Genomic DNA, 11,885 nt, shown 5'->3' on the forward strand with positions numbered 1-11,885 from the left:
GGAGGTGCCTCATGCTGCTGACCGACGAAGAGAAGCGGATGCGCGACGGCGCCGAGGGCGACGCGGTCGCCGCCGCGATGGATCTGCTCATCCGGTATGCCGACGCGCTCGGGGCGGAGCGGCTCGTCGAGACCCGCAACGTCGCCGGCACCATGACGCAGCCGTCGCCGGCGAAGGCGGCGCTGTTCGCCGAGGGTGGCTGGTCACGCGTGTACGCCGTGACCAACCTCGATTGCGACCGCGATCTCGACATCCCGCGGATGAAGGTGCCCACCTGTCAGCTGCAGCACGGATTCGGCACGGATGCGTCGGGGCTCACCCCGTACCCCGACTCGTCGATCGCGCTGCAGGAGGACGCCGAGGCGTTCGTCAGCGAGCGGGGCGTCAACATCCTGGCGACGTGCACGCCGTACCAGGTGGGCAACCTGCCGGTGCGGGGCGAGCACTGCGCGTGGATGGAGTCCTCGGCCGTCGTCTACTGCAACTCCGTGCTGGGCGCCCGCACCAACTGCGAGGGTGCGGCCTCGACCGGCGCTGCGGCGCTGACCGGCCGCATCCCGTACTGGGGCAACCACGACCCCGCGCAGCGGTTGGCCACCCACCTCGTGCGCGCCGACGTGCAGGTCGAGAGCTTCCAGGACTGGGGGATGCTGGGGTACTTCGTCGGCGACGTGGTGCAGGAGGCGCGACCGGCGGTGGTGGGTGCGCTCGCGCAGCCCGACCTCGCGGATCTCAAGCATTTCGGCGCGGCGGCCGCGACCTCCGGCGGGGTCGAGATGTACCACCTGCCCGGCGTCACGCCAGAGGCTCCCGACCTCGAGGCGGCATTCGGCGGGGCGAGCGTACCGGAGGCGCGCGTCTACGACCGCGCAGCACGGCGCGAGGTCTATGAGGCGCTCAACAGCCAGGGTGACAGCGACGACGTCGACTTCATCCTGCTCGGATGCCCGCACGCCTCGCTCGACCAGCTGGCCGAGATCGCGCAACTGCTCGACGGACGCCGCCTGCACGCCGACACCGAGCTGTGGGTCATGACGCCGCGCGCGCTGCGCTCCGTCGCCGACCGGAGCGGCTACACGCGGGCGATCACCGCGGCCGGCGGCAAGGTGCTCACCGACTCGTGCCCCGCGATGTCGCGCGCCGCCCCTCCCGGAACGCGCGTGTTCGCGACCGACTCAGCCAAGCAGGCGCACTACCTGCCTGCGATCCTCGGGATTGAGGCCTGGTTCGGCACCCTGAAGGAGTGCATCGACGCGGCCGTCACCGGCCGCTGGCACGGAACGCTGCCGGCATGATCGTGATGCAGGGGCGAGGAATCGTCGGGGGAGCCGTCGAGGCGCCTGCCCTGGTGACCAGCGAGCCGATCTCCGGGTTCGGCGGCATCGACGTCGCGACCGGCACCGTCATCGAGCCGCGCCACGAGCTGTTCGGCGTATGCTTCACCGGCAAGGTGCTGGTCTTTCCGGGTGCGAAGGGGTCGTCGGGGTGGTCGGGGTTCTTCCAGAGCACCCGCCTGCTCGGCACCGCCCCCGCGGCGATGGTGTTCACGGTGATGACCACGAAGGCGGCCCTCGGCGCGATCGTCACACGAGTGCCTTCCGTCGTGGGAGCCCTGCCCGATCCGGTCCTCACGGTGCGCACCGACGACCTGGTGCGCGTGGACGGGGATGCCGGAACCATCTCCGTTCTCGCGCGAGCCGGAGACACCCTTTCGATGAGTGAAAAGTCCGCTGGAGAGCGCGGACGGCACTGACAAGACTCGAGCCCGTCGTCCGCAACGGCGGGGACGCAGATCCGACACAGGAGTCAGATATGACCACGGCAACCGCACACCCGGCCCCCCGGTCTCGCCGGCGCATCCTCCGCACCGCAGCGGCGCTTCTCGCCGCAGGTGCCCTCGCGCTGAGCGGCTGCGCCGGCGGCACGCCAGACACCGCATCCGCCGGAGACGGCGACGAGCCGGCTGAACTGACACCGATGACGGTGGTCACGTTCCTGCCGCTGGAGTCGTTCACCTTCACCCCCGAGATGTACGCGTACTCGGGCGGCTTCTTCGAGAAGCACGGTCTGGACGTCGAGCTGCAGCCGGTGCAGGGCACCTCGGCAGCGATCCAGTCGCTGCTCGGCGGCGCCGCCGTGATCACGCGCGCGAGCACCGTCGACGTCTTCCCCGCGATGGAGGACGGTCAGCCGATCCGTTCGGTGGGCACGATGGCCTACAAGTCGAACCTGCGCATGGTGTCGGTCGACGAGCAGCCCATCGAGGCGCCCGAAGACATGGAGGGCGCCACGATCGGGATGGGATCGGTCGGCGGCACCAGCGAGAAGATCCTGGACCTCACACTGGGCGCTGCCGACATCCCCGTGGACGCGGTCACCCGTCAGGCGGTCCCGGTGACCGCGGCGACGCTCGAGGTCGTGCGGCAGGGGCAGCTGGACGGCTACATCGTCAGCCTCGACACATCGATCGGCATCGACGCGCAGAACGACGACGCCGTGATCGACGATGCCGGCCTCAGCGAGGCGCCCGACATCCAGACCTGGCTCACCACGGCATCCAACATCGAGGACCCCGAGCAGGCGGAGAACATCCAGGCCTTCCTGGCCGCGATCCGCGAGGCGGTGCAGGCGGTCATCGACGACGCTCCGAACGACTTCGAGAACGTGCTGAAGACCCTGCGCGACAGCGGCGACTGGACGTTCCCCGCCCTCGAAGACGACGAGGTGGCCACCGCCGCCCTCGAGGTCTACACGACCGAGACGTGGGTGGACCAGTCCGGAGAGGCGAGCCTGCTCGAGAACAACCTCGACGCGTGGACGGCGACGTACGACACTTACGTCGACGCCGGGATGCTGGAGGGCGGCCAGGACCCGACCGACTGGATCACCGACGAACTCCTGCCCGCGGAGTGATCCTCATCCGACGAAGAGAGGCCCCCACCGTGTCCAACGACACCCTCGCCCCGCCCGTGACCGACGCCGAGGTCGGCGGTGCCATCCCTCGGCTGCAGATCCGGGGGATCGGCCGCGACTTCCACACCAAGGCCGGCGTCACCCATGCGGTGTCGGGCATCGACCTCGACATCAGGATCGGCGAGTTCGTCGCCCTGATCGGCAGATCCGGATGCGGCAAGACGACGCTGCTGCGCATGATCGGCGGTCTGCTCGCGCCCAGCAGCGGCACGATCGCCGTGGACGGCCGCCAGCTGTGGCGCGACGGCAGGGTCGAGTCATCCGCCGTCACGCGGCTCGGGTTCGTGTTCCAGGAGAGCAATCTGTTCCCGTGGTTCAGCGTGCTCGACAACATCGCGCTGCCGCTGAAGATCCGCGGCGTCGGCAAGGCGGAGCGACGGGCACGCGCGACCGAGCTCGCGGCCCTGGTGGGGCTCGCGGGCTTCGAGAGCTCCTACCCGCGCGAGCTGTCGGGCGGCATGCGGCAGCGCGCCGCCATCGCGAGAGCCCTCAGCACCAAGCCGGACCTGCTGCTGATGGACGAGCCGTTCGGCGCGCTGGACGCGCTCACCCGAGAGCGGATGAACCTGGAGCTGCAGCGCATCGTGCTCGAGACGAACTCGACCGTGGTGTTCGTGACCCACGACATCCCCGAGGCGGTCTTTCTGGCCGACCGCGTCGTGCACCTGACGCCCAGGCCAGGACGGATCCGCCAGATCCTTCCCGTGGGCTTCGAGAAGCCGCGATCGGTCGACCTGCAGACGACGCCCGAGTTCAACGACATCGTTCGTGCCCTCCGGCACGACCTCGACGAGGAGGAATGACGTGCCGCGTTCCCGCATGGCCAAGGTGCTGCCCTGGATCGTCACGCCGTCACTGGTGATCCTGCTGATCATCGGGTGGCAGCTGTTCGTCACGATCGGCAACGTCAACCCGTTCGTCTTCCCGCCGCCCGCTGAGGTCGGAACGGCGTTCGTGGCCCTGATCACCGACCCCGCCACGTGGGAGGAAGTCGGCATCACCGTCACCGAGATCCTCGCCGGGTTCGCGATCGCGGTCGTCCTCGGCATCGCCGTGGGCGTCGTCCTGGGCAAGCTGCCGTGGCTCGAGGTCAGCATCCGCCCCCTCATCGTGATCTCGCAGGTTGCCCCCAAGGTCGCCTTCATCCCGCTGTTCACCCTGTGGTTCGGGTTCGGCATGACCTCGAAGATCCTGCTCGCGGCGCTGCTGGCGTTCTTCCCCGTCATGCTCAACGTGCTGCTCGGCGTGCGCTCGGTCGAGCGCGGCCAGCACGAGGTCATGACGAGTCTGAACGCGACACGTGCCCAGACCTTCACGCAGCTCGAGCTGCGGAGTCTGCAGCCCTACCTGTTCGCCGGCATGGAGGTCGCGATCGTGCTGGCCACGATCGGCGCGATCGTCGGCGAGTACCTGGGCGGCAGCGAGGGCCTCGGGGCGATGGTCGTGCGGGCGATGAACTCGCTCGACGCAGCGCGGACGTTCGCACTGATCCTGCTGCTGTCGCTCATCGGACTGGTGCTGTACCTCATCGTCAACGAGGCCAAGCGCTTCGTGATCCCGTGGCACGAGTCGGTGTACGGACTGCGCACGGCGACGGCCTGAGGTCCCGATCGATCCGTCCGGTCAGCTCTTCTCCGCGAGGGCGGGGGTTCCCGAGCGCAGGGCGTGGCGTACGCGTCGCAGATAGTCCGCGAACGCCGCGCCCTCCTCGTCGGTGAACTCGCTCATCATCAGCTGCTCGAGTTCGTCCACGCGCGGCTGCGCCCGGGCGATCGCCGCCGCCCCGCTGTCGGTGAGGTAGAGCAGCAGCCGCCGGGCGTGCTCCGGGTCGCGCTCGCGTCGCACCAGCCCGGCCTCGAGCATCGGATCCATGGTCTGCGCCATCGTCTGCGCGCGTACGAACGAGCGTCGCGCGAGCTCGGAGCTGGTGATGCCCGGGCGACGCTCGAGCACGGTGAGCGCCGTGTACTGCGCGGTCGTCATGCCGGCCGCTGCGCACGCGCCGTCGATGTACGGGCGCAGGGCGAGCTCCACCTGCTTGATGACGTACGTGAAGTTGGTGTGTTCCATCCGGCCCCTTCGCCCCTCGCGTTCAGGGTAGCGCCGGGTGCCGTTCTGCGCGTGATCTCAGCGCGTGATCTCGGCGGGCTCGGGCTGGACCGGCAGGCTCGTGCCGAGATAGGCGCCGTCGCGTTCGAGGCGTCGCTGCAGCTCGGCGACGTCGACGGCGGCGGATGCCCCGTTCCCGGCAAGGGCGAGATCGGCTGCCGTGCCGGCGGCCTGGCCCATGACGAAGCACGGACCGGTGACCCGGCCCGACGATTGGCCGAGCTGCGTCATCGAGGCACAGCGGCCGGCGACAAGGAGGTTGGCGACGCCCCGGGGATGCAGCATCCGGAAGGGAAGCTGGTTGTAGCCGCGGGAGTCTTCCGGTGCGAAGCGGAACTCGACGTCGCCCTGCACGTGCGCCTCGACGGGCCAGCCATTGACGCCGATGGTGTCGTCGAAGTCGGCGCAGCCCAGCACGTCGTCCTCGGTCAGCTGGTACGGCCCGACGATGCGCCGGGTCTCGCGGATGCCGATCTGCGGAGCGATGTCGACGACGTAGGAGTCCTGGAAGCCGGGCGTCACCTGCCGGATGAAGTCGAACGTCTCGCGCACCTGCTGCCGGCCCTGGATCTCGCCCCGCGTCAGTTGCCGAACATCGGTGCCGTCGATGGCTGAGCCGTCGTCGTTCGCGAGCTGCGTGAGGTTCGAGCGCCACTCGAGCGGATTGCGCTGCGGGCGCACGATCGGCTTCTTGCGCGGGAAGCGGTGCGTGCCGGCGGCCTCGGCCTCCTCCATCAGGCGCCGGATCGTCTTCCATGCCTCGCCGGCCTCGACGAAATCGACGCCGTTGATGCGGAACATCAGCGATGGGTAGAGCAGGTGCGGCGACCGCTCGAACGGCGCGCCGGCAGAGGCTGCGACATCCCCGTCTCCGGACGCGTCGATGAAGAAGCGTCCGCGCACCACGCCCGCGCCGGACTTCGACTCGACGACGACACCGGCGATGCGGGAGTCGTCCATGACGACGCCCTGCACGCTCGCGTGGAAGAGCAGGTCGGCGCCGCCGGCGAGCACCAGGTCGTCGGCGGCCATCTTGTACGCCGAGATGTCGAAGGCCTGCGCCATGATGCGGCCCTCGACCGACAGATGCGGGGCGTTCAGCCCGTCGAGCTTCTCGAGCCGGTCGAGCAGCTCGTCGGTGTAGCCGCGGATGACGCGCACGTCCTCGCCGTGGACGCGGGCGTGCAGGCCGCAGAACGTGCTGAGACCGCCCATCGTGCCGGCGCCGCCGAGGAAGCCGTAGCGTTCGATCAGCAACGTCGAGCGGCCGGCGCGCGACGCGGCGGTGGCGGCCATGATCCCGGCGGGGCCGCCCCCGATCACGACGACGTCGTATTCGCCGAGGACCGGTACCTCGCGGGCGGGAAGGTGGACGGTGGGGTGGCTCATCGGGCTCCTCCTGCGGTGGCTGCTGTGGAAGCGAGGGATGCCTCGCCCGTGCCGGGACGGCACGGGCTGCTGGGCCGGGGGCACAGCACCGCCCCGCACGCGAGCGGCTGGACCAGCTCGCGGTACTGATCGAGATAGCCGCCGCCGGTGTCGAGGTCGGCAGGCGGGGAGAACGGCGCACGCGCCGCCAGTTCTTCGGGGCTCACGAGCAGATCGACGGTGCCGGCGCCCAGATCGATGTCGATCACGTCGTCGTCTCGCAGGCGGCCGAGCGGTCCGTCGGCGGCGGCCTCTGGCGACACCTCGCCGATCGTGACGCCCTGGTTGACGAGGCCGCTGAACTGGCCGTCCGTGACGAGAGCGACGCTCTGCGCGAGGCCCTTGGCGTGGAGCGCGAAGATGAAGGCCGACGTCAGGCCCATGCCGGGACCGCCCGAGACGCCGATGCCGCGGATGACGGCCACGTCGCCGGGGCGCAGGCGCCCGTTCGAGATGGCCGCGATCGCCTCCTCGCGATTGGCGAACACGCGGGCCGGTCCCGTGAAGCGCTTGCGGCCGGTGTCGGGCACGGGACGTTTGGCGACGGCGCCGCCGGGTGCCAGCGTGCCGCGCAGCACCGTGATCGCCGGGTCGGTGCCGAACGGGTCGGCGACGGTGCGGATGACCTCCCCGTCGGCCGGACGGGCGTCGGCGGCGTTCTCGGCGAGAGTGCGTCCCGTGATCGTGAGCTGGTCGCCGTCGAGCAGGGGCAGCAGCTCCCGGATCACCGTCGCGCCGCCGCCCGCGTCCTCGAACTCCTCGACCAGCCGCGGTCCGTTCGGACGCACCGAGCACAGCAGCGGCGTCTGGCGGCCGAGCTCGCGGTACGTCTCCCACACATCGATGTCGACGCCGGCCTCGACGGCGACCGCCTGCAGGTGCTTGATCGTGTTCATCGAACCGCCGATCGCGAGCATCACGCGGGCGGCGTTGCGCACCGAGCCGGCGGTGATGATGTCTCGGGGAAGGGTGGCGCTGTCGATCGCAGCCATGAGAGCTGCTGCGGACCGGCGCACGGCATCCCACATCCGTTCGCTGTTGGCGCGCACCGGCGTGGATCCGGGCACGGCCATGCCGAGCGCCTCGGCGGCGATGTGCATCGAGTTCGCCGTCGCCAGCCCGGCGCACACGCCGGGTCCGAGGATCGCGTCGTCCGCCAGCTCGGCCAGGTCCTCCCTCGGCTCGCCCGTGACCGCGGCCTGGGCGGCCAGCAGGAAGACCTCCTCGACGTCGGCTTCGCGCCCCTCGGCCAGGCCGCTGTGCTGGTAGCCGCACGCGACGACGACCGTGGGGATGTTCAGCCGTGCCGCCGCCATGAGGTGGGCGGGCGTCGTCTTGTCGCACGAGCTGAGGCAGATCATGGCGTCCAGGCGGGCGCCCTCGACGACGGCCTCGATATCGTTCACGATCAGGTCTCGGCTGGGGAGGATGTACCGGCCCGCTCGCCCGACGCTGGTGATGAAGTCCGACGGGGCCGTGGTGCGGATCTCGAACGGGAGCGCGCCGAGCGCGCGCAGCTCCTCCTTGAGCACGGGCACGATGTCGTCGAGGTGGGCGTAGCAGGCGGCCAGATCGGACGACGTGTTGACGATCGCGATCTTGGGCTTGGTCAGCTCGTCGGCGCCGATGCCGAGGGCCTTCCACTGAGCCCGCCGCGCGATCCCGAGGGCCGAGGTGTCGGACATGTTGCTACGCAGGTGCGTCATCGCATCCTCATCGTCGTCGGTGAACGTGCGCGGAGGAGACCGCTCTGTCGAGTGTACGCATTGCGGTCTGCTGGTCGCAATGCGTGACAACGGCGAGAGCGCGGTGTTAGCCTGACGCCGTGCCCGAAGCAACGAAGGTTCAGGAACGTCTTTTCGCCGCCGGAGAGTTCTCCGAGTCGACCGGCTCGCAGCTGATCGCCGTCGAGAACCCCTTCGACCGCTCACTCATCGGCCACGCGCCGGACGGGACGGCGGATGACGTCGACCGCGCGGTGCGCGCGGCCCGGACGGCGTTCGATCACGGGCCATGGCCCCGCCTGTCTGCCGCCGAGCGGGGGGACTGGATCGACCGGCTGGCCGATCAGCTCGAAGCGCGTGCCGGCGAGACGGCGGCCTTCGTCACCGACGAGATCGGGCAGCCGATCTCGGTCGCGCGCTTCATGAACGGCATGCGACCCGTGCAGCACCTGCGCTACTACGCCCGGCTCGCGCGGGGGCTCGAAGGTGAGCAGGTGCGACCGAATGTCGACCGCGAAGGCTCATCGCTGCACGTGCGCCAGCCGCTCGGGGTCGCCGCGCTCATCGTGCCGTGGAACCACCCGCAGTCTTCGACGACCCTCAAGCTCGGCCCCGCCCTCGCGGCCGGCTGCACCGTCGTGATCAAGCCGGCGGCGGAGTCGCCGCTGGACATCTTCAATCTCGCGGTCGCGGCGCAGGCGATCGGGCTCCCGCCCGGTGTCATCAACATCGTCTCGGGCGGAGCCGAGACCGGCCGTGCCCTGGTAGCGCACCCGGGCGTCGACAAGGTCGCCTTCACGGGGTCGACGGCCGCAGGTCGGCACATCGCGGCTGCCGCCGGAGAGCGGCTCGTTCCGGCGACCCTCGAGCTCGGGGGCAAGTCCGCCGCGATCGTCCTCGACGACGCCGACCTCGACCACGTGATCGCGAGCCTGCGGGTGGCGTCGTTCGCCAACACCGGGCAGAACTGCGTCTCGCTCTCGCGCGTGCTGGCTCCGGCATCCCGCTATCGGCAGATCGTCGACGCGCTGGTGGATCTCGCGCGAGACCTGCGCATGGGCGACCCGCAGGATGCCGCGACCGAGGTGGGCCCGCTGGTGTCGGCGCGTGCGCTCGCACGCGTGTCGGGGATGGTCGAGCAGGCGCAGGGCGACGGTGCGGTCGTGCTGGCGGGCGACACCGCCGCCCCGAACGACCTCGGGTACTTCTTCGCGCCCCGCATCATCACCGAAGCCGCACCCGACAGCATGATCGCGCAGCACGAGATCTTCGGACCGGCGATCACGGTGCACCCCTACGCCGACGTCGACGACGCGATCCGCATCGCCAACGCGACGCGGTATGGCCTGGGCGGCGCGGTCTTCAGTGCCGATGAGGATGCTGCCCTCGCCGTCGCGCGACGGGTGCGAACCGGGTCGATCGGCCTGAACGGCTATCGTCCCGACCTCGGGTCGCCCTTCGGCGGCGTGAAGGACTCGGGGCTGGGGCGCGAGTTCGGGCCCGAGGCCATCGAGAACTACCGCGAGAGCACGTCGATCTTCCGCTGAGCTGCGCCCGCGGCGGTTGTCCCTCGACGCGGTCATCAGTTACAGGTAACCTGATAATGAGCGACGATGCTCACTCGCATTGCTCCGAAGGAGGACCATGCCCATCACGTCCCGCGCCGCCATCGTCCGTCAGGCTCCCGGCGAGTTCGAGATCGCCGACGTCGAGGTCGGCGATCCGCGGCAGAACGAGATCCGCGTGCGTATGGTGGCGGCGGGCATGTGCCACTCCGACTACCACATGATGACCGGCGACAGCGTGGCCGGCCATCTGCCCATGGTGTGCGGTCATGAGGGCACCGGCATCGTCGAGTCCGTCGGCCCCGACACTCCCGGGTGGGCGGTGGGCGATGCGGTCGTCTTCACGTGGATCCCCAGCTGCGGCAAGTGCCGCTGGTGCACCACCGGCATGACGAACCTGTGCGATCGCGGGCGGTATCTGCTGGCCGGGCATCGGTTCGACGACGAGAACAGCTACCGATTCGCGCTGCCCGATGGCACGCCGATCGGCCAGATGTGCCAGGTCGGCTCGTTCTCGGAGTACACGCTCGTGTCGGTGGACTCGGCCATCAAGCTTCCCGAGGGCTCGGACCTCGACAAGATGTGGCTGCTCGGGTGCGGCGTCGGCACGGGGTGGGGCAGCGCTGTCTACGCCGCCGAGACCCGGCCCGGCGACGTCGTGATCGTCATGGGGATCGGCGGCATCGGCATCAACGCGGTGCAGGGCGCCCACCATGCCGGCGCGGTGTCGGTGATCGCCGTCGATCCGGTCGCGTTCAAGCGCGAGAAGGCGCTGGAGCTCGGTGCGACCCACGCGTTCGCCACGATGGACGAAGCGGCGGACTACGCGCGGTCGGTCACGAACGGCCAGGGCGCCGATCGCGCGATCGTGTCGGTCAGCGTCGTCGAGGGCGCGCACGTCGCTCAGGCCGTGTCGGCGATCCGCAAGGGCGGAGTCGTGGTCGTGACGGGCATCGCGCCCGACAGCGAGACCAGCATCCCGATCAGCCCGCTCGAGCTCACCCGCTACCAGAAGCGCATCCAGGGCACGATCTACGGCCACGCCAATCCGCGCGCCGACGTGCCGCGCCAGATCCAGATGTACGACGCGGGCCAGCTCAAGCTCGACGAACTCATCACGCGTATGTACACGCTCGACGAGATCAACGAGGGCTACCGCGACATGGTCGAAGGACGCAACATCCGCGGCGGCATCAGATTCTGAGCCGTTCAGCCCGCCGGGTCGGCGGCTGACGCGCGATGCAGGTGCGGGTTGGCGCCGAGGTAGCCGCGAGCGACGCGCTCGGCGGCCGCCTTCAGCGCCGGCACCGCGTCACGAGTGAGGGATGCCTCGTCCTGACGCACCGTCGTCGACGAGACACCGAGCGCGCCGACGGCCACGCCACCGGCCATGATGGGCACCGCGGCGGCGACCATGCCTGGGTTCAGCTCCTCGATCGAGACGTCGTAGCCACGGGCGCGGACGAGCGCGATCCGCTCGCGCAGGGCGTCGGCGTCGGTGAGGGTGTGGGGTGTATGGGGCTCCCAGTCCACCAGCGGCAGGACGGCGTCGAACGACGAGTCGTCCAGTGCGGCGAGCAGGACCTTGCCGATCGCCGTGGCCGAGGCCGGCAGGCTCTCGCCCACCCGCACCGAGCCGGGCAGCGGGCGGTGGTCTTCGACGCGGGCGACGTGGATGACGTCGGCACCGCTCAGCGCGCCGAGACTGCACGCCTCGCGCAGCTGCTGCACGACATCCTCCATCGCCGGCCGGGCGATCACGGGGAGGGAAGAGTCGGAGAAGTACGCGGCGCCCAGTTCGAGGATGCGGGGCGTGAGGCTCCACAGCCCGCGATCCCCGCGCACATAGCCCAGGTGCTCGAAGGTGAGAAGGATGCGTCGCACGACCGGCCGGGGGAGGGCGGATCGCGCGGCGATCTCGCCGGCGGAGAGCAGGGGCGGTCGCCCGTCGAACACGCGCAGCACGGCGACGCCGCGCTCGATGCTCTGCACGCGGTCGCGTGAACGGTCTGTACGCTCTGCGGTCACCCGCCTCATCCTAGGCGGGTCCCGCCCGGGTTTCCGCGCAGCGGAAAGATCGGGCTGT

The 11,885-nt window shown here is 70.2% G+C and carries 11 protein-coding genes; 7 read left to right on the forward strand and 4 right to left on the reverse strand.

The window, feature by feature from the left end; translation table 11 throughout:
- Positions 1-11: 11 nt before the first annotated feature.
- From K0817_RS03505 to K0817_RS03525, 5 genes are read left to right on the forward strand one after another with little or no spacing between them, the layout of a single operon-like run.
- A complete protein-coding gene (locus tag K0817_RS03505) occupies positions 12-1,295 on the forward strand; it encodes an aconitase X catalytic domain-containing protein (protein ID WP_219979984.1) in 1,284 nt (427 codons plus the stop codon).
- Positions 1,292-1,753 carry an aconitase X swivel domain-containing protein gene (locus K0817_RS03510; RefSeq protein WP_219979985.1) on the forward strand — a complete coding sequence of 154 codons (462 nt, stop codon included), beginning with the start codon at positions 1,292-1,294 and terminating at the stop codon, positions 1,751-1,753. Before K0817_RS03505 ends, K0817_RS03510 begins: the two co-directional genes overlap by 4 nt.
- A gap of 59 nt (positions 1,754-1,812) precedes the next feature.
- The gene (locus tag K0817_RS03515; protein WP_219979986.1) at positions 1,813-2,913 is read left to right on the forward strand and encodes an ABC transporter substrate-binding protein; all 1,101 of its coding nucleotides are present in this window, start codon (positions 1,813-1,815) and stop codon (positions 2,911-2,913) included.
- Positions 2,914-2,942: 29 nt separating this feature from the next.
- Positions 2,943-3,776 (forward strand): ABC transporter ATP-binding protein, encoded by an 834-nt coding sequence (locus K0817_RS03520; protein ID WP_219979987.1) that lies wholly within the window; start codon positions 2,943-2,945, stop codon positions 3,774-3,776.
- Between the two features lies 1 nt (position 3,777).
- On the forward strand, positions 3,778-4,575 hold the full coding sequence (locus K0817_RS03525; RefSeq protein ID WP_219979988.1) for an ABC transporter permease: 798 nt from the start codon (positions 3,778-3,780) through the stop codon (positions 4,573-4,575).
- Positions 4,576-4,596: 21 nt separating this feature from the next.
- Here the strand turns inward: K0817_RS03525 and K0817_RS03530 are convergent, their stop codons facing one another.
- Genes K0817_RS03530 through K0817_RS03540 form a run of 3 tightly spaced genes read right to left on the reverse strand, consistent with a single transcriptional unit; the run spans position 4,597 to position 8,216 of the window.
- A complete protein-coding gene (locus K0817_RS03530; protein ID WP_219979989.1) occupies positions 4,597-5,043 on the reverse strand; it encodes a MarR family winged helix-turn-helix transcriptional regulator in 447 nt (148 codons plus the stop codon).
- Positions 5,044-5,100: 57 nt separating this feature from the next.
- The gene (locus K0817_RS03535) at positions 5,101-6,471 is read right to left on the reverse strand and encodes an FAD-dependent oxidoreductase (RefSeq protein ID WP_219979990.1); all 1,371 of its coding nucleotides are present in this window, start codon (positions 6,469-6,471) and stop codon (positions 5,101-5,103) included.
- On the reverse strand, positions 6,468-8,216 hold the full coding sequence (locus K0817_RS03540) for a dihydroxy-acid dehydratase (RefSeq protein WP_219979991.1): 1,749 nt from the start codon (positions 8,214-8,216) through the stop codon (positions 6,468-6,470). Before K0817_RS03540 ends, K0817_RS03535 begins: the two co-directional genes overlap by 4 nt.
- 119 nt (positions 8,217-8,335) lie before the next feature.
- Between K0817_RS03540 and K0817_RS03545 the strand changes: the two genes are divergently transcribed.
- Together K0817_RS03545 and K0817_RS03550 are read left to right on the forward strand one after the other, a co-directional pair.
- Complete coding sequence (locus K0817_RS03545; protein WP_219979992.1) at positions 8,336-9,781, forward strand: aldehyde dehydrogenase; 1,446 nt, start codon at positions 8,336-8,338, stop codon at positions 9,779-9,781.
- Positions 9,782-9,878: 97 nt separating this feature from the next.
- Positions 9,879-11,003, forward strand: coding sequence for an NDMA-dependent alcohol dehydrogenase (locus K0817_RS03550; RefSeq protein WP_219979993.1), 1,125 nt, complete (start codon positions 9,879-9,881; stop codon positions 11,001-11,003).
- Between the two features lie 5 nt (positions 11,004-11,008).
- On the opposite strand, the gene K0817_RS03555 is transcribed toward K0817_RS03550, so the two are convergent.
- Positions 11,009-11,827: an IclR family transcriptional regulator C-terminal domain-containing protein gene (locus tag K0817_RS03555; protein ID WP_219979994.1), complete on the reverse strand. Its 819-nt coding sequence runs from the start codon at positions 11,825-11,827 to the stop codon at positions 11,009-11,011.
- Positions 11,828-11,885 lie beyond the last annotated feature (58 nt).

Origin of the sequence: Microbacterium sp. HD4P20, assembly GCF_019449275.2 — a bacterium.
Taxonomy (GTDB): domain Bacteria; phylum Actinomycetota; class Actinomycetes; order Actinomycetales; family Microbacteriaceae; genus Microbacterium.